Origin of the sequence: Pseudomonas sp. SORGH_AS_0199 (genome assembly GCF_031453735.1) — a bacterium.
Classification (GTDB): domain Bacteria; phylum Pseudomonadota; class Gammaproteobacteria; order Pseudomonadales; family Pseudomonadaceae; genus Chryseomonas; species Chryseomonas aestiva.
This window is the reverse complement of record NZ_JAVJAE010000001.1, coordinates 1,577,400-1,595,410: the sequence shown is the minus strand read 5'-3', so window position 1 is coordinate 1,595,410 and position 18,011 is coordinate 1,577,400. Positions and strand designations below refer to the sequence as shown.

The following is an 18,011-nucleotide window of genomic DNA, read 5'->3' as shown; positions in this document are numbered from 1 at the left end:
AGTCTAACTAACTCAATTGCTCTTCTATCAGTGAATCAAGCAATTCGTGTGGGTGCTTGCCAGCAAGCTGACATCTTTCGATTAAGGAGGTGATCCAGCCGCAGGTTCCCCTACGGCTACCTTGTTACGACTTCACCCCAGTCATGAATCACTCCGTGGTAACCGTCCTCCCGAAGGTTAGACTAGCTACTTCTGGAGCAACCCACTCCCATGGTGTGACGGGCGGTGTGTACAAGGCCCGGGAACGTATTCACCGTGACGTTCTGATTCACGATTACTAGCGATTCCGACTTCACGCAGTCGAGTTGCAGACTGCGATCCGGACTACGATCGGTTTTATGGGATTAGCTCCACCTCGCGGCTTGGCAACCCTTTGTACCGACCATTGTAGCACGTGTGTAGCCCTGGCCGTAAGGGCCATGATGACTTGACGTCATCCCCACCTTCCTCCGGTTTGTCACCGGCAGTCTCCTTAGAGTGCCCACCATAACGTGCTGGTAACTAAGGACAAGGGTTGCGCTCGTTACGGGACTTAACCCAACATCTCACGACACGAGCTGACGACAGCCATGCAGCACCTGTGTCTGAGTTCCCGAAGGCACCAATCCATCTCTGGAAAGTTCTCAGCATGTCAAGGCCAGGTAAGGTTCTTCGCGTTGCTTCGAATTAAACCACATGCTCCACCGCTTGTGCGGGCCCCCGTCAATTCATTTGAGTTTTAACCTTGCGGCCGTACTCCCCAGGCGGTCAACTTAATGCGTTAGCTGCGCCACTAAGATCTCAAGGATCCCAACGGCTAGTTGACATCGTTTACGGCGTGGACTACCAGGGTATCTAATCCTGTTTGCTCCCCACGCTTTCGCACCTCAGTGTCAGTGTTAGTCCAGGTAGTCGCCTTCGCCACTGGTGTTCCTTCCAATATCTACGCATTTCACCGCTACACTGGAAATTCCACTACCCTCTACCACACTCTAGCCAGACAGTTTTGGATGCAGTTCCCAGGTTGAGCCCGGGGATTTCACATCCAACTTATCAAGCCACCTACGCGCGCTTTACGCCCAGTAATTCCGATTAACGCTTGCACCCTTCGTATTACCGCGGCTGCTGGCACGAAGTTAGCCGGTGCTTATTCTGTCGGTAACGTCAAAACTCACAGGTATTCGCTGTAAGCCCTTCCTCCCAACTTAAAGTGCTTTACGACCCGAGGGCCTTCTTCACACACGCGGCATGGCTGGATCAGGCTTTCGCCCATTGTCCAATATTCCCCACTGCTGCCTCCCGTAGGAGTCTGGACCGTGTCTCAGTTCCAGTGTGACTGATCATCCTCTCAGACCAGTTACGGATCGTCGCCTTGGTAGGCCTTTACCCTACCAACTAGCTAATCCGACCTAGGCTCATCTAATAGCGTGAGGTCCGAAGATCCCCCACTTTCTCCCGTAGGACGTATGCGGTATTAGCGTTCCTTTCGAAACGTTGTCCCCCACTACTAGGCAGATTCCTAGGCATTACTCACCCGTCCGCCGCTGAATCGAGGAGCAAGCTCCTCTCATCCGCTCGACTTGCATGTGTTAGGCCTGCCGCCAGCGTTCAATCTGAGCCATGATCAAACTCTTCAGTTGAGTATACTGATCGGGTTTTGAGAAAACCCTAAACTTGGCTCAGCAATCGCAAAAAACTCATGAATTCACGAGTTACTTGTGTTGCTGATAATCTTGCGACATCAGACTTATCTCACAAGCACCCACACGAATTGCTTGATTCAACTTGTTAAAGAGCAGTTGGTTGCGACCGTGTCGCTAACCGAGGCGCGCATTCTACGCTGTCCTCACATCCTGTCAAGCGTTGATTTGAACTTTTTCGTTTCAACTCAACCACTTGCGCTTGCCTGACTGGTCTAGCCAATCTCGACAGCGGGAGGCGAATCCTACAGCATCCCAAGACGCTGTCAACCCCCTCCGCTTCATCCCGTCATCACCCGGAGGTGAAGACCAAACAGCGAAGAATCCGTGGACCCCTCGCCCGGCTCAGACCTAAGTGCTTGATTTTCAAGCCGCTTCAGCGTCTGCGCCGGAAGTGGGGCGCATTATAGGGGAGTTTCAGGACAGGTCAACAGTTATTTTACGACCGAGCTGCAGCGGATCAATTCGGCCATGTCCCTGACCGCCTGCTTGAAGCCGACGAAGACTGCCTGGGCGACGATGGCGTGACCGATGTTCAGCTCGTTGATACCTGGCAGGGCCGCGATCGGCTGAACATTGTGGTAGTGCAGGCCATGGCCGGCATTGACCACCAGCCCGAGGCCGGTGGCGAATTCCACGGCCTTGGCCAGGCGCTGCAGCTCCAGGGTCTGCTCGTGCTGGGTGTCTGCCTCGGCATAGCGACCGGTGTGGAGTTCGATCACCGGGGCGCCGCAGTCCTTGGCCGCCTGAATCTGCTGCAGATCCGGGTCTATAAAGAGGGACACTTCCGAAGCGGGCAGCGCGGCAATGGCAGTGCGGATGCGCTGGACCTGCCCCAGGACATCCAGACCACCTTCGGTGGTCAGCTCTTCCCGGCGCTCGGGCACCAGGCAGACGTGCTCGGGACGGATCTCCTGCGCGAAGTCCAGCATCTCGGGGGTTAGGGCGACTTCGAGATTCATGCGGGTCTGCAGGAGCTCGCGCAGCAGGCGTACATCCCGTTCCTGGATATGGCGACGGTCCTCACGCAGGTGCAGGGTGATGCCATCCGCCCCTACCTCTTCGGCGTCCAGTGCTGCCTTGACCGGATCCGGATATCTCGTACCCCGGGCCTGGCGCAGGGTAGCGACATGATCGATGTTGACGCCCAACAGAACACGACTGAACTCTTTCATGGCTTATTCACTTGGCTTGGCGAACAATTCGCGACTCATCAGGGGTTTGCTGCCCAGGTGCGGCGCCAGGGCCTGACGCATCAGGCGCTTGGCAGCGCGGACTACCGTGGGATCGTCCCATTCGCCACGATCCAGTGCCAGGATTTCCGCGCCGGCCAGACAGCCCGGGCGAACCTCGTCGACGGGCTCGAAGCCCTGATCCGGAATGAAGCGATAGAGACGCTGGGCTTCGATGGCCCGACCATCCAGGGCCTGGGCCAGCGAAAAACCGTAGCCCAGCAGATCAAGCAGACGCCATTCGAAGGTACGCAACAGGGGTTCGACCGGACGGCCCTGGACCAGGGCGGCCAGGGTCAGACCATAGAGTTCGAAGAGGGCGGGATAGGGATCTTCGGCGGGTAGCAGCCGGACCAGCAGTTCGTTGAGATAGAAGCCACTGAAAAGGGCCTGTCCCTGAAGCAGAAAGGGCGGCGCCAGGGCCGCCACCTTCTGCAGATTCTTCAACTCCCCTCGCCCGCTGAGCTGGGCTTCGAGCGGAATGAAGGGTCTGGCCAGACTTCCGGAGCGGGAGCGGGCCGCGCGCAATACGGTACGGACCCGGCCAAAGGCGCCGAACACATCCACCAGCGCACTGCTTTCCCGGTAGGGGCGCGAATGCAGGACGAACAGCGGCTCGGACGCCTGCATCGCTAGAGGTCGGAGTAACCCAGAGAGCGCAGGGCACGCTCGTCATCGGACCAACCGCCTTTGACCTTGACCCAGAGGTTGAGCATGACCTTGGCGTCGAACAGGGTTTCCATGTCGTGGCGGGCTTCCTGGCCGATCCGCTTGATGCGCTCGCCGGCCTGGCCGATGAGGATCTTCTTCTGGCCATCACGCTCGACCAGAATCAGGCCGTGGATGTGCAGCACGCCGTTGTCGTACTTGAATTCCTCGATCTCGACCGCGACCTGATAGGGCAACTCCGCCCCCAGCTGGCGCATGATCTTTTCCCGGATCAGCTCGGCCGCGAGAAAGCGGCTGGATCTGTCGGTGATCTGGTCCTCGGGGAAGAAGTGGTCACCTTCCGGCAGACGTTCGGCGACCAGCTCTTCGAGGGCGTCGAGATTGTGACCATGCTGGGCGGAGATGGGAATGAGCGCGGCTTCCGGCAACTGCTCCTGCAGCCATTGCAGGTGCGGCAGCATGTCGGCCTTGTCTTCCAGGCGATCCATCTTGTTGACGGCGAGCAGCACCGGGCACTTCACGAAGCGCACTCGCTCCAGCACCATCTGGTCTTCGTCGGTCCAGCGGGTGCGATCGACCACGAACACCACGACGTCCACATCGCGCAGGGCGGTGACGGCCGTCTTGTTCATGAAGCGGTTGAGCGCCTTCTGGTTTTCCTTGTGCAGACCGGGGGTATCCACATAGATGGTCTGGACCTCACCCTCGGTCTTGATGCCAAGCATGTTGTGCCGGGTGGTCTGCGGCTTGCGCGAGGTGATGGCCAGCTTCTGCCCCAGGATATGGTTGAGCAGCGTGGACTTGCCAACGTTGGGGCGACCCACGATGGCTACGTAGCCGCAGCGCGATGCCTTCAGCTCATCATTCATGACCATTCTCCACGCCCAGGGCGATCAAGGCCGCCGAGGCCGCTATCTGTTCGGCGATGCGGCGACTGGCGCCCTGCCCCGTCGTCTTTTCGTTGAGCATGGCGATCTCGCATTCGACGAAGAAGACCCGGCAATGGGGCTCTCCTTCGATGGCGACCACCTCGTAGCGCGGCAGGTCGCAGGCGCGCGCCTGGAGAAACTCCTGCAGCCGCGTCTTGGGATCCTTGTTGGTATCCACCGGCGTCAGCTCGCGCAGTTGCGGCCCCAGCCAGGCCATGACCCGGTCTTTCGCCGCGTCCATGCCGGCATCCAGATAGATGCCGCCGATCAGGGCTTCCATGGCATCGGCGAGAATGGATTCGCGACGAAAGCCGCCGCTCTTCAGCTCACCGGAACCCAGGCGCAGGTAGTCACCAAGTTCGAAGCTGCGGGCCAGCAGCGCCAGGGTCTCGCCTTTCACCAGCTTGGCCCGCAAGCGGGACAGCTGGCCTTCGCGGGCCTGGGGGAAGTGATCGTAGAGGGCTTCGCCGATGATGAAGTTGAGGATGGCGTCGCCGAGAAATTCCAGGCGTTCGTTATTGCGACCGGCAAAGCTGCGGTGCGTGAGGGCGAGCAGCATCAGGTCCGGGTCCTGGAAGGTATAACCCAGCCGACGCTCGAGGCGATCTAGAGATAAAGTCACGGGAGATTTATACGGAAATCACGATTGAAACGAACGACCAGATCGATGTTGCGGATCAGGTGTTCACGTTTTTCATAGTCGAGGTGGATCTGCAGGTGGTTGCCGTCGGCTTCGACGCGCATGGCCTTTTGCAGATCGAGATCACGGATGTCGTTCACCTGCATACCCTTCCCCACGTAGTTGTAGACGTCGGACACGCTGCGAATCTGGTTATCGGGGTTGTCGCCGATGGATTCGATGACCTTGGTCAGAGCATTGTAGTCCAGGTAATGCGGAACGAGTTTCATGGCCGTGCTGGCCAGGAAGGCGATGACGCAGAGTCCGAGCAGACCACCGAGAAACGACAGACCCTGCTGACGCGACGGGAGACCGGGCACTCTGCGTTCATTCATCTGATGATACCTACGCGAGACAGGGTGGGCATGCTCTGCAGCTTGGGCTCCGGCCAGCTCAGCCAGACGGCGAAGGCCTTGCCGACGATGTTGCGGTCGGGAACCATGCCCAGCAGATCACGGGGAATGTTGGGATCGTCCCAGTAGCGACTGTCGTTGGAGTTGTCGCGGTTGTCACCCATCATGAAGTAGTGACCGGCCGGCACCTTCCACTCGTGGTCGGGCTCCATGCGGTAGCGGGTCATCTCTTCGCGGATCAGGTGTTCGGCCTTGCCCAGTTGTTCCTTGAACAGCTTGACGCTGCCCAGCGAACCCGGCTCGTCGCCTACCAGCTCCTCGCTGACGCGCTGGCCGTTGATGTACAGCTGCTTGTCGCTGGTATAGCGGATGGTATCGCCCGGCACGCCGATCACGCGCTTGATGTAGTTGACGCTGGGATCGCTGGGATAGCGGAACACCATGACGTCGCCACGCTGCGGATCACCGATCGGGATGACCTTGAGATCGATCACCGGCAGGCGGATGCCGTAGGCGAATTTGTTCACCAGGATGAAGTCGCCCACTTCCAGGGTCGGCTTCATGGAGCCCGAAGGAATCTGGAACGGCTCCACCAGGAAGGATCTCAGGATCAGCACGATGGCCAGGACGGGAAAGAAGGACTTCCCGTACTCGACCAGCGCCGGTTCCTTGTTCAACTGCTCCAGGACCACGGGATCAGGCTCGCTGACCTGCTGCCCGTAGGTCTGGATCGCCTTGCGACGACGCGGTGCGAGCACCAGCAGATCGATGAGCGCCAGGGCGCCGCAGACGGCGACCGCGAGAACCAGCAACAGAGGGAAGTTCCAGGACATGGGCTTCAGCTATCCACCTTGAGCACGGCCAGGAAGGCCTCTTGAGGAATCTCTACGCTACCAACCTGCTTCATGCGTTTCTTGCCCGCCTTCTGCTTTTCCAGCAGCTTGCGCTTACGGGAGACGTCACCGCCATAGCATTTGGCCAGGACGTTCTTGCGCAGCGCCTTGACGGTGGTGCGGGCGACGATCTGACCGCCAATGGCTGCCTGGATCGCCACGTCGAACATCTGCCGCGGGATCAGCTCCTTCATCTTCTCGGTCAGGGCGCGACCCTTGTAGTGCGCCTTGTCGCGATGGACGATCAGGGCCAGGGCGTCGACCTTCTCGCCGTTGATGAGGACGTCGAGCTTGACCAGGCTGGCCGCCTCGAAGCGATCGAAGCTGTAATCGAGCGACGCATAGCCGCGACTCACCGACTTCAGGCGGTCGAAGAAGTCCAGTACCACCTCGTTCATCGGCAGGTCGTAGCTGACCTGCACCTGGCTGCTGAGGAACTGCATGTCGCGCTGGACGCCACGCTTTTCAATGCACAGGGTGATGACGTTGCCCAGGTGCTCCTGGGGTACCAGGATGTTGGCGCGGACGATGGGCTCGCGCATCTCGGCGACGGAGGCCAGGTCCGGCAGTTTCGAGGGGTTGTCGACATAGATGGTGCTGCCATCCTTGAGCACCACCTCGAAGACCACGGTCGGCGCCGTGGTGATGAGGTCGAGATCATATTCGCGCTCCAGGCGCTCCTGGATGATCTCCATGTGCAGCATGCCGAGGAAGCCGATGCGGAAGCCGAAGCCGAGGGCCTCGGAGCTTTCCGGCTCGTATTGCAGGGCCGCGTCGTTGAGGGTGAGCTTCTGCAGCGCTTCGCGGAAGTCCTCGAAGTCGTCGGAGCTGACCGGGAACAGACCGGCGTAGACCTGCGGCTTGACCCGCTGGAAGCCCGGCAGCATGGCCACGTCAGGGGTGGCGCTGAGGGTCAGGGTGTCACCGACCGGAGCACCGAGGATTTCCTTGATGCCGGCGATGATGAAGCCTACTTCACCGGCCTTCAGGTCAGGCATCTCGGTGTGCTTGGGCGAGAAGACACCGACGCTGTCGACCTGGTGCACCTTGCCGGTGGACTTGACCAGGATCTTGTCGCCCTTCTTGACCCGACCGTGCTTGACGCGCACCAGCGAGACGACGCCCAGGTAGTTGTCGAACCAGGAGTCGATGATCAGGGCCTGAAGCGGTGCGTCGATCTCGCCTTCCGGCGGCGGAATGACCTTGACCAGTTGTTCGAGCACCTCGGGTACGCCCATGCCGCTCTTGGCACTGCAGGGCACGGCGTCGGTGGCATCGATGCCGATGATGTGCTCGATCTCGGCCTTGACCTTGTCCGGATCGGCCTGGGGCAGATCCATCTTGTTCAACACCGGCATGACCTCGAGGCCCTGCTCGATGGCGGTGTAGCAGTTGGCGACCGACTGGGCTTCCACGCCCTGCCCCGCGTCCACCACCAGCAGCGCGCCTTCGCAGGCGGCCAGCGAGCGGCTGACCTCATAGGTGAAGTCGACGTGGCCAGGGGTATCGATGAAGTTGAGCTGGTAGGTCTTACCGTCTTCGGCCTTGTAGTACAGCGTAACGCTGTGGGCCTTGATGGTGATGCCGCGCTCACGCTCGAGATCCATGGAATCCAGGACCTGGGCCTCCATTTCTCGGTCGCTCAAACCACCACACATCTGGATGAACCGATCCGCAAGCGTCGACTTGCCGTGATCGATGTGGGCGATGATGGAGAAATTGCGGATATGGCTCAGATCACTCACGAATCAGCACTCGAATAGCCAGCGGCGGAACATCCGCCGGGAAAATAGCGGGGGAGTTTACCTGAATGCGGCAAACAAGGGGACTCGCGCCGTTCGAGCGGACAAAAAGAAGGGGCGGTCGCCCGCCCCTACGCGCCTGCCTTGCCGTTACTTGCCCGGCAGCTTGAAGGTGATGAAGCTGGCGCGACCGTCGCGCACCACGCGCATCGAGATGGAACGACCCGCCGGCAGCGCCGAGGTGATCTTCTCGAAGGCCGGGGCCGATTCGATCGGCTGGTTGTTCAGGTGGGTGATGACATCGCCCGGACGCAGGCCGATGGCCGCAGCGGGACCGTCGCCACTCAACTTGTTGATGACCACACCGCCCTGGATATCCAGGGTCTTCTTCTGCTCGGGCGTCAGATTGGCGACGGCGATGCCCAGGCGATTGCTGGCGCGGTCGGAGCCACGCTCGCCACCGGAAGCGGCCTGGTCATCCTTCGGCATGTCGCCCACGGTAACGCTGAGGTTCTGCCGCTTGCCTTCGCGGATGATCTCCATGTCGGCCTTGGCACCCGGCTTGAGGTTGCCGATCAGGTGCGGCAGGTCGGCGGACTCCTCGATCTTCTGACCATTGACCGAGAGGATGACGTCACCCACCTTGATGCCGCTCTTGGCGGCGGGACCGTCGTCCAGGGTCTGGGCGACCAGGGCACCCGCCGGACGATCCAGGCCGAAGGATTCGGCAAGGTCCTTGTCCACTTCCTGGATGACCACGCCGAGCCAGCCGCGACTGACCTTGCCTTCGGTCTTGAGCTGATTGGCCACGTTCATGGCGACGTCGATCGGGATGGCGAAGGACAGCCCCATGAAGCCCCCGGAGCGGGTGAAGATCTGCGAGTTGATCCCGACCACTTCCCCCTTGAGGTTGAACAGGGGGCCGCCGGAGTTGCCCGGGTTGATGGCTACGTCGGTCTGGATGAAGGGGACGTAGCTTTCATTGGGCAGGCTGCGACCCTTGGCGCTGACAATGCCGGCGGTGACCGAATGATCGAAGCCGAAGGGTGAGCCGATGGCCAGCACCCATTCACCCACCTTGAGCTGGTCGGAGTTGCCCAGCTTGAGGGTAGGCAGGTCCTTGGCGTCGATCTTCAGCAGGGCCACGTCGGTGCGGGGATCCGCGCCGATCAGTTTGGCGGTATGGTCGCTGCGGTCGGACAGGCGCACCAGGATCTCGTCGGCATCGGCGACCACATGATTGTTGGTCAGGATGTAGCCATCGGGCGAGATGATGAAGCCGGAACCCAGCGACTGGGCCTGCTCCTGCTTGCCCCGGGGACTGCGCGGCATCTGCGGAATGCTGCGCTCGAAGAATTCACGGATACCCGGTGGCAGGCCTTCTAGGTCGGGCATGGTCATGGCGCCGGCGCCGCGACCTTCGGGAATTTTCTGCCGGGTGCTGATGTTGACGACCGCGGGAGATGCCGCCTCGACCAGACCGGTGAAATCCGGCAGATCGGCCCGGGCCATGGCCGTCATTCCCATCAGCCAGAGCCCCATCAGGGCAGCCGTGTAATGCTTTAGATTGCGCATGCGCATGCAGCTCCACTCTATCCAATGACTTAAACACATCGCTGGCGACCTGCCTTTCCGGGATCGGAGGCACTGTCAGTGACGACTGGCAGCAGAAATACCACGCCCTTGCTGAACGATAGCTTTCGAAGCTTTTTTGCGACCTGGTCGAAAATCTCCAGGGCAAAAAAAACGGCGCCTGGAGTTGGGCTCCGGGCGCCGTTTCGAGGTGAAGCCAGCGGATCAGCGCTGGGCAGGAGCGTCCTGCTTTTCACCTGCTGCAGGCTGATCAGCCTTGCCCTGGGCGTTGGCCTTGGTGCTTTCTTCGCTGAAGCTGGCCAATACAGCCGGGCTACGTGCAGGTTGTGGCACGGTCAACTGGCTCGGCGCCTGCTGGGCCAGACTCTGGGTGGAGACGTCGGACTGGTTGTACATCCGCACGCCCGCCAGTACGGCGAAGGTCACGGACGCGGCGACCGCGACACGACCCAGGCTCGACCAACGACCCTTGCTCGCCTGAGCAGCAACAGGTGCTGCTACTGGCGCTGTGGCGATCTCATCACGCTCCAGCGTGGTGGTGACGCCTTTGGCGATATCCAGATTCGGCAGCATGGGCTCACCGCGAATCACGGCGCTGACCATGGCGTAGCGCGACCAAGTGGCGCGCAATTCCGGGTCCTTGCTGACCTCGGCGATGACGCGCCGGGTTTCGAATTCGTCCGCTTCGTTATCCATAACAGCGGACAGGGATTCCAGCAGGGCTTCACGACTCATACGTATTACCTCTCTAAAAGCTGTCGCCGCTGTCTATGCATCACGCAGCAGAGGCTGCAATGCTTTGTCTATCGCTTCCCGAGCCCGGAAAATCCGGGACCGGACCGTTCCCACCGGACATTGCATCACATTGGCAATGTCCTCGTAGCTGAGGCCTTCGAACTCGCGAAGAGTCAGCGCGGTGCGCAGATCTTCCGGGAGTTGCTGGATGGTCCGATGCACGGTGGCCTCGATCTCATCCCGCAAAAGGGACCGCTCCGGGGACTCGATATCCTTTAGAGCATGGTCGCCTTCATAAAATTCCGCATCTTCGGCACTGACGTCGCTATCCGGTGGACGACGACCCCGGGCAACCAGATGGTTCTTTGCCGTGTTGATGGCGATGCGATAGAGCCAGGTGTAGAAAGCACTATCGCCACGGAAGTTCCCGAGGGCGCGATAGGCTTTGATAAAAGCCTCCTGAGCGACGTCCTGGGCTTCCTGGGTATCGTGGACGAAACGCACGATCAGACCGAGAATCTTGTGCTGATACTTGAGCACCAGCAGGTCAAAGGCACGCTTGTCGCCGCGCTGTACGCGCTCGACCAGTTGTTGATCCTGCTCCTGAGTGGGCAGGACTTGCTTGCTATCCTTGGCTTGCAGCTCGGTATCGTCCTTGCCTTCACTATCGACGCGCGCTGCTAGACTGGGCTGTTGCACGAAGTTTCTCCCCTCCACAGCAGTTGATGAGCGAGCACTGAAATGGCTGCTAATCGCTCCTGGGTATCACTGATTTAGCTTTGGCAGATGGCCCATTCTCGTCCAGGCACTCCGGCCGCACGGATGAGCGATTATCTGTACATAGACCCCGTTTGACGCCCGCGAGTTCCCTGCCCCCTTGCCATCGATGGCTATGCCATCAGTCGCCGTGTTCCTATACTCGCCGTCTCGGTGAGAAGGAAACGTCATGGCGCGTCATCTGGAATTCGATGTCCTGGTAATCGGCAGTGGCGCCGCGGGCCTGACGCTTGCGCTCAATCTGCCCGCGACGCTGTCGATCGCGGTGCTGAGCAAGGGCGAGTTGGCACATGGCTCGACCTACTGGGCGCAGGGGGGTGTCGCCGCCGTGCTGGACGAGGGCGATACCGTCGAGGCGCACGTGCAGGATACCCTAGTCGCGGGCGCCGGGCTGTGTGACGAAGCCGCCGTGCGCTTCACCGTCGAGCACAGCCGCGAGGCCATGCAGTGGCTGATCGACCAGGGCGTACCCTTCACCCGCGAGCAGGACGGCGCAAAGGGTGGCCTGGGCTTTCACCTGACCCGGGAAGGCGGCCACAGCCACAGACGCATCATTCACGCCGCCGATGCCACCGGCATGGCGATCTTCGACACCCTGCTGCGGACCGCGGAAGGCCGTCCCAATATCCAGCTTCTCAGCCAGCGCGTGGCGGTGGATCTGATCACCATGGAAAAACTCGGCCGGCCGGGTACGCGCTGCCTGGGCGCCTATGTGCTCGACCGCACCAGCGACCAGGTGGATACCCTGCACGCGCGTTTCACGGTGCTGGCCACCGGTGGCGTCAGCAAGGCCTACCTCTATAGCACCAACCAGGACAGCGCCAGCGGTGACGGCATCGCCATGGCCTGGCGCGCCGGCTGCTCGGTAGCCAATCTGGAATTCAACCAATTCCATCCTACCTGCCTCTATCACCCCCATGCGCGGAGCTTCCTGATCACCGAAGCCCTGCGTGGCGAGGGTGCCGTATTGCGCCTGCCCGATGGCGAGCGTTTCATGCCGCGCTTCGACCCCCGCGCCGACCTGGCACCGCGCGACGTGGTGGCGCGAGCCATCGACCACGAGATGAAGCGCCTGGGCATCGACTGCGTCTTTCTCGACATCAGCCACAAGCCGGCGGACTTCGTGCAGGAGCACTTCCCGACGGTCTATCGCCGCTGCCTGGAACTGGGCATCGACATCACCCGCGATCCGATCCCCGTGGTGCCGGCCGCGCACTACACCTGTGGCGGGGTGCGCGTCGATGAGCACGGACGCTCGGATCTCGCCGGCCTCTACGCCATCGGCGAAACCAGCTGTACCGGTCTGCATGGCGCCAATCGCATGGCCAGCAATTCACTGCTGGAGTGCTTCGTCTATGCGCGCTCGGCGGCACTGGACATTCAGGCGCAAGAGGCCGAGATCGCCATGCCGCGCGACCTGCCCGACTGGGATGCCAGCCAGGTGACGGACTCGGACGAGGACGTGGTGATCGCGCACAACTGGGACGAATTGCGGCGCTTCATGTGGGACTATGTCGGCATCGTGCGCACCACCAAGCGACTGGTGCGCGCCCGCCATCGGATTCGGCTGCTGATGGACGAGATCGACGAGTTCTACAGCAACTATAGAGTGAGTCGCGATCTGATCGAGTTGCGCAACCTGGCGCAGGTCGCGGAGTTGATCATCGAGAGCGCCCTCGCCCGTCAGGAGAGTCGCGGCCTGCACTTCACCCTGGACTATCCGCAGCTCGCCAGCACGGCCCGGGACACTATTCTGGTGCCGCGAACCGACGCGGCGCGAAGCGAAGCCTGACTCTCAGGCGGCGATGGGCGTCCGCGGTGAGGCTGTCGCGGGCGATGCAGAGACTGCGGGTGCGTCTTTCGTCCGGCACCCGATAACGCAGCACCACCAACCGCGCCAGGGCCAGGCTGTCCGGGCGCACCTGGATGGCCTGCCAACCGGTCGCTGGCGACCAGAGCTGCCAACCCTCGGCGCCATGCCGCAGCCGCCGTGGCACGCCCGGGTAGCGCTGCTGGAGCTGGCGCTGGCGCACGCGCTGCCAGGACCAGAGCACCAGCAGCGTCAGCAGGGGCTTGAGCGTCCAGGGAATGGCCGCCAGCCAGGGGCAGATCCCCGCGCCGAAGGCGGCCAAGGCGTGCAGCCGCAGGAGGCCGGCAGAGGCGCTCCAGCGGCATTCGAGGGGCTCAAGCCGGCTGGACACGGTCCAGGATCATGCGCACGATGAGCTGCAGATCGGCGTCTTCCGGTTCGCCACGCTGCATGAACCAGTGGAACATGTCCTGATCCTCGCACTCGAGCAGCTTGCGATAGCGCGCCTGGTCTTCCGCGCCCAGGGAGGAATAGACCTCCTTGACGAAGGGCACCAGCAATACATCCAGTTCCAGCATGCCGCGACGGCTGTGCCAGTACAATCTGTTGAGTTCGGTAGCTTCGGTACTCATGGGGACTCCTGCGACAATCGGCGCAGTATAAGCCCGAAGCGCCCCGCCGCGCAGTGCGCCTGACATTCACCCCGGGCACGCCTATGATGAGCGGCTTCACTCGACACGGAGCTGCTGCCGCAATGGCCGACTCGCCGTATTTCTGCCGCTTGACCCACGAAGGCGTCCTGGCCCTCCGCGGGGTCGATGCGACCAAGTTTCTCCAGGGGCAGGTGACCTGCAACCTCAACTATCTCGCTGACGACCAGGCCGGCCTGGGGGGTCGCTGCACGCCCAAGGGGCGCCTGGTGTCCAGCTTCCGCATCGTCAAGCAGGCCGACGGCTATCTGCTGGCGATGGCCGCGGAGCTGGTCGAGCCCTTGCTGACCGATCTGAAGAAGTATGCGGTCTTCTCCAAGTCGACGCTGACCGATGAAAGCAGCCACTGGCAACGCCTGGGGCTCTCTGCCGCCGGCTTCGCCAGCGCCTATCCCGACGTCGTGCTGGGTGACCAGGCCAATGCCGTGGCACCGCTCGATGGCGGCTTCGCCCTGCGGCTGGAGGATGGCCGGGTCGAGACCTGGCGCGCCGTGGACGCAGCGGCGCCAGCCTTGCCGGAGGTCGCGCTCGATGAGTGGCTGCTGGCCCAGGTGCGGGCCGGCGTGGGCCAGGTGTTCGGCGCGACCCGCGAGCTGTTCGTCCCGCAGATGATCAATCTGCAGGCGCTGGATGGCGTGAGCTTTCGCAAGGGCTGCTACACCGGCCAGGAGATCGTCGCGCGTATGCAGTACCTGGGCAAGCTCAAGCGGCGCCTCTATCGGCTCGCCGGCAGCGACCAGCCCCCCGCCGTGGGTACCGAGCTGTTCTCGCCGGTGCATGGCAGCAGCGTGGGCGAGGTGGTGCTCGCCGCGTCTAGCGCCGAGGGCTGCGAATTCCTGGCGGTGCTGCAGGGCGATGCCGCCGAGGATGGACGCGTCTCGGTGGGCAGCTCGGGCGGGCCAAACTGCCGTTTACTCGATTTGCCCTACTCACTCGATAGCGATCGTGAAATAAAGCGCTGAAGGTTGGGATCGCCTTTTCCGCTCCTCACACAGGTACGTCATGACTCCTCTTGCCGAAAAAGTTGTCCAGGATCTTCTGCACGCGATAGACACGGATCGCGTGGTGCTGCCCACCCTTCCCGAGGTGGCGCTGAAGGTCAGAGAAGCGGCCGAAGACCCCAACGTGGGTGTCGCCGAGCTGAGCCGGGTGATCGCCATGGACGCCGCCCTGACCGCGCGCCTGATCAAGGTGGTCAACAGCCCGCTGCTGCGCACCAGCAAGGAGATCACCGACCTGCAGATGGCGGTCGGGCGCCTGGGCATCAACTACACGGCGAACCTGGCCACGGGCCTGGCCATGCAGCAGATGTTCCAGGCCACCAGCGACGCCGTGGATCGCAAGATGCGCGAGGTCTGGAGCCAGGGCACCGAGATCGCCGCCATCAGCCATGCGCTGTGCAAGAAGTACACGCGCCTGATGGCCGACCGCGCCCTGCTCGCCGGCCTGGTGCACCAGATCGGCGTGCTGCCGATCCTTACCTATGCCGAAGAACAGGAAGAGCTGCTGGCCAACGCCATCACCCTCGACCAGGTGACGGCGCGCATCCATCCGCAGATCGGCGAACGCATTCTCAAGGTCTGGGACTTCCCGGCCGACATCGCCTGCGTGCCCCGGGAGTATCTGGTGCTGGAACGCCAGCCCGCGGCGGCCGACTATGCCGATATCGTGCAGATCGCTACCCAGCTGCACGCGCAGCGCCAGGGTCAGCAGGAGATCGCGGTGCAGACACTGCCGGCCGGCATCCGCCTGGGGCTGAACAACCAGCCCGACCCCGCCCAGGATCAGTCCTTCTGGGACGCGGTGGAACAGTCGCGCACCCTGCTCGGCTGAGCATCGGGCTTGGCTGAAACGTCGCCTAGCGAAGGTCCGGCACTTTTAGACAAGGCCTAGGCTTCCTCGGCGGGAAATTCGACCCGCACCCGTAGCCCGCCAAGCGCGCCGTCCAGCAACTGGATACGCGCGCGGTGGGCGGCGCAGATCTCCCCGACGATGGCCAATCCCAGACCGGCGCCCCCGGACTGCGGATCCAGGCGCTGAAAGCGCTCGAAGACCTTGACCCGCGCATTGGCCGGAATGCCGGGACCGTCATCCTCGACTTCCAGCACCGCCGGCGCCAGCACCCGCACCACGATGTTGCCACCTGGCTGGCTGTGGGCCAGGGCGTTTTCCACCAGGTTGCAGAGCAGCTCGTTGAGCAGCGTCGGCTCACCGATCACCGGCGCCTTGGCGAAGGGCTCGAAGGCCAGGGCGACGCCCTTGGCATGGGTCAGCGGCGCCAGCGCCATGGCCAGCTCCCTGGCCAGTTCGCTGAGTTCCAGCCGTTCGGCGCCACCCTCGGCGATGGCCTGGGCGCCGCTCTCGATGCGTGCCAGCGACAGCAGCTGGTTGGCCAGGCGCGCCAGGCGATCGGTGCTCGCGCGGGTCTCTTCCAGGGTGGCGTACCAGGCCTGGGGCTCGCGTTCACGCAGGCCCAGTTCGACTCGCGCCTTGATCGCCGCCAGCGGGGTGCGCAATTCGTGGGCGGCGTTGGCGATGAAGTCGGCCTGGCGCTCGAACAGGCGGCGCAGGCGCAGGGTGAAGCCCTCCAGGGCATGCACCAAGGGCAGCAGTTCCTGGGGCGCCCGCACCTCGGGCAGCGGGCGCAGGTCGTCCACCCCGCGCTCTTCCACGGCCTGGCGCAGGCGCTCCAGGGGCCGCAGGGCGGCGCCGACCGCCATCCACACCAGCAGGATGGCGCCCAGACCCAGCAGGCCGAGACGGATCAGGGTATCGGTGAGCAGGCTGCGGGCCACCTCTTCACGTGCCTCGGACGTCTCGGCGACACGGATCTCGGCCATGCCGGTGAGATCCGGCTCGCTGACCGGCTGGGCCAGACTGACCACCCGCACGTCCTTGCCGCGATAGGTACTGTTGTAGAAGCGCGCCAGCGCAGGGTATTCGCGGGTCAGGGCGGTGCCTGGCGGTGGCGGTGGGATTTCTTCATAGCCGGAAATCAGCCGGCCACGGGTATCCAGCACCTGGTAGAAGATGCGCCCCACGTTGTCGTAGGCGAAATTGTCCAGGGCGATGTAGGGCACATCGGCGCGCAGGGTGCCGTTGGACGCCGACAGGCCTGCGGCGATGGTCCGGGCCGAAGCCAGCAGCGTCCGGTCATAGGCCACGTCGGCCAGGCGCCGGCCATTGAGATAGGCCGCCAGACTGCTGATTGCCAGGATCACCGCAAGCAGGATGACCATTCGCAGCAGCAGGCGGCCACGCAGGCTGCCCGCCGCCTTCGCCACTTCAGCCATGCTGTTCTTCCAGCAGATAGCCCAGGCCGCGGAAGGTGACGATGCGTACCGCGCCGGCTTCCAGCTTCTTGCGCAGGCGGTGGACATAGATCTCGATGGCCTCGGGACTGGCCTCTTCGTCCAGGCCGAAGACCTGGGCGGCGAGTTGTTCCTTGCTCATGACCCGTCCGGGACGGGCGATCAGCGCAGCCAGCACGGCGTGCTCGCGGGAGGTGAGCGACAGCGCCTCATCGCCCAGGGTGAAGCGCGAGGTATTGAGGTCGTAGATCAGCGGACCGCAGCGCTGCTGGCGATCGCCGCCCAGCACGCTGCGGCGCAGCAGGGCCTTGACCCGGGCTTCCAACTCGGTGAGCTCGAAGGGCTTGGCCAGATAGTCGTCGGCGCCGAGATTAAGCCCCTGGACCCGATCCTTGACCTCGCCGCGGGCGGTGAGCATCAGCACCGGCAGGCGATCGCCGCGCTCGCGCAGGCGCGCCAGCACCTCGAAGCCATCCATGCGCGGCAGGCCGACGTCGAGAATGGCCAGGGCATAGCTTTCGCTTTGCAGGGCCAGGTCGGCGGCCACGCCATCGTTGAGCAGATCGACGTTGAGACCGGCATTCTTGAGCGCCTGGGCGACGCTTTCGGCCAGAGGCGGATGATCTTCGACCAGTAGGATGCGCACGCTGACAGCTCCTGCCTAAAAGGCCCGAGTTTACCGGATAGTGGCCCCTTGACCCGTTGCCCGCCCCGCACATTCGTTGCCTTTCACGACTGAAAGGCTGTTGAAAGCTTGGCGGTCTAGAGTGAAAGGTAGCGGTCCCAGAACCGCATGATGCTTGCCCAAGCGCCACCCCTGGTTGGCCAACAACAATAACAAGCGGAACGACATCCATGCTCGCCCTCGCGCAGCTCCACGTGCTCCCGTGCTACCTCTC

The 18,011-nt window shown here is 62.6% G+C and carries 17 protein-coding genes and 1 rRNA gene; 3 read left to right on the top strand and 15 right to left on the bottom strand.

What is annotated here, in order from left to right; genetic code table 11:
- Window positions 1-82 precede the first annotated feature (82 nt).
- The 11 genes from QE444_RS07560 to rpoE form a co-directional block, all read right to left on the bottom strand.
- A 16S ribosomal RNA gene (locus QE444_RS07560) occupies window positions 83-1,619 on the bottom strand.
- Between the two features lie 494 nt (window positions 1,620-2,113).
- Window positions 2,114-2,854 (bottom strand): pyridoxine 5'-phosphate synthase, encoded by a 741-nt coding sequence (pdxJ, locus tag QE444_RS07555; protein WP_309737674.1) that lies wholly within the window; start codon window positions 2,852-2,854, stop codon window positions 2,114-2,116.
- Window positions 2,855-2,857: 3 nt separating this feature from the next.
- Window positions 2,858-3,541, bottom strand: a complete 684-nt coding sequence (recO, locus tag QE444_RS07550; RefSeq protein ID WP_187978495.1) for a DNA repair protein RecO — start codon at window positions 3,539-3,541, stop codon at window positions 2,858-2,860.
- A 2-nt stretch (window positions 3,542-3,543) separates the two neighbouring features.
- Complete coding sequence (gene era, locus QE444_RS07545; protein WP_133862947.1) at window positions 3,544-4,449, bottom strand: GTPase Era; 906 nt, start codon at window positions 4,447-4,449, stop codon at window positions 3,544-3,546.
- Complete coding sequence (gene rnc, locus QE444_RS07540) at window positions 4,442-5,131, bottom strand: ribonuclease III (RefSeq protein WP_133862948.1); 690 nt, start codon at window positions 5,129-5,131, stop codon at window positions 4,442-4,444. Before rnc ends, era begins: the two co-directional genes overlap by 8 nt.
- Window positions 5,128-5,523: a DUF4845 domain-containing protein gene (locus tag QE444_RS07535; RefSeq protein ID WP_309737673.1), complete on the bottom strand. Its 396-nt coding sequence runs from the start codon at window positions 5,521-5,523 to the stop codon at window positions 5,128-5,130. The genes rnc and QE444_RS07535 overlap by 4 nt, the downstream gene beginning before the upstream one ends.
- The gene (gene lepB, locus QE444_RS07530; protein ID WP_133862950.1) at window positions 5,520-6,374 is read right to left on the bottom strand and encodes a signal peptidase I; all 855 of its coding nucleotides are present in this window, start codon (window positions 6,372-6,374) and stop codon (window positions 5,520-5,522) included. The genes QE444_RS07535 and lepB overlap by 4 nt, the downstream gene beginning before the upstream one ends.
- A 5-nt stretch (window positions 6,375-6,379) precedes the next feature.
- Complete coding sequence (gene lepA / locus QE444_RS07525) at window positions 6,380-8,179, bottom strand: translation elongation factor 4 (RefSeq protein WP_187978494.1); 1,800 nt, start codon at window positions 8,177-8,179, stop codon at window positions 6,380-6,382.
- A 147-nt stretch (window positions 8,180-8,326) separates the two neighbouring features.
- Entirely contained in the window at window positions 8,327-9,751 is a 1,425-nt protein-coding gene (locus tag QE444_RS07520; RefSeq protein WP_187978493.1) for a DegQ family serine endoprotease, read from the bottom strand.
- Between the two features lie 222 nt (window positions 9,752-9,973).
- A complete protein-coding gene (locus QE444_RS07515; protein WP_309737671.1) occupies window positions 9,974-10,504 on the bottom strand; it encodes an RseA family anti-sigma factor in 531 nt (176 codons plus the stop codon).
- A gap of 33 nt (window positions 10,505-10,537) precedes the next feature.
- The gene (gene rpoE / locus QE444_RS07510; RefSeq protein WP_026083736.1) at window positions 10,538-11,119 is read right to left on the bottom strand and encodes an RNA polymerase sigma factor RpoE; all 582 of its coding nucleotides are present in this window, start codon (window positions 11,117-11,119) and stop codon (window positions 10,538-10,540) included.
- Window positions 11,120-11,450: 331 nt separating this feature from the next.
- On the opposite strand from rpoE, the gene nadB reads away from it, so the two are divergent.
- Complete coding sequence (gene nadB, locus QE444_RS07505) at window positions 11,451-13,073, top strand: L-aspartate oxidase (protein WP_309737670.1); 1,623 nt, start codon at window positions 11,451-11,453, stop codon at window positions 13,071-13,073.
- Here nadB and QE444_RS07500 read toward each other — a convergent pair.
- Both QE444_RS07500 and QE444_RS07495 read right to left on the bottom strand, forming a co-directional pair.
- Window positions 13,030-13,482, bottom strand: a complete 453-nt coding sequence (locus tag QE444_RS07500) for a protein YgfX (protein WP_273863050.1) — start codon at window positions 13,480-13,482, stop codon at window positions 13,030-13,032. The genes nadB and QE444_RS07500 overlap by 44 nt on opposite strands.
- On the bottom strand, window positions 13,466-13,723 hold the full coding sequence (locus QE444_RS07495; RefSeq protein WP_133862956.1) for a succinate dehydrogenase assembly factor 2: 258 nt from the start codon (window positions 13,721-13,723) through the stop codon (window positions 13,466-13,468). The genes QE444_RS07500 and QE444_RS07495 overlap by 17 nt, the downstream gene beginning before the upstream one ends.
- 122 nt (window positions 13,724-13,845) lie before the next feature.
- On the opposite strand from QE444_RS07495, the gene QE444_RS07490 reads away from it, so the two are divergent.
- Entirely contained in the window at window positions 13,846-14,763 is a 918-nt protein-coding gene (locus tag QE444_RS07490) for a folate-binding protein YgfZ (protein ID WP_273863051.1), read from the top strand.
- A 40-nt stretch (window positions 14,764-14,803) separates the two neighbouring features.
- Entirely contained in the window at window positions 14,804-15,634 is an 831-nt protein-coding gene (locus QE444_RS07485; RefSeq protein ID WP_280311387.1) for an HDOD domain-containing protein, read from the top strand.
- 56 nt (window positions 15,635-15,690) lie between these two features.
- Here the strand turns inward: QE444_RS07485 and QE444_RS07480 are convergent, their stop codons facing one another.
- Window positions 15,691-17,094, bottom strand: coding sequence for a sensor histidine kinase (locus tag QE444_RS07480; protein WP_309737669.1), 1,404 nt, complete (start codon window positions 17,092-17,094; stop codon window positions 15,691-15,693).
- Entirely contained in the window at window positions 17,087-17,758 is a 672-nt protein-coding gene (locus QE444_RS07475) for a response regulator (protein ID WP_309737668.1), read from the bottom strand. The genes QE444_RS07480 and QE444_RS07475 overlap by 8 nt, the downstream gene beginning before the upstream one ends.
- Between the last annotated feature and the right edge of the window lie 253 nt (window positions 17,759-18,011).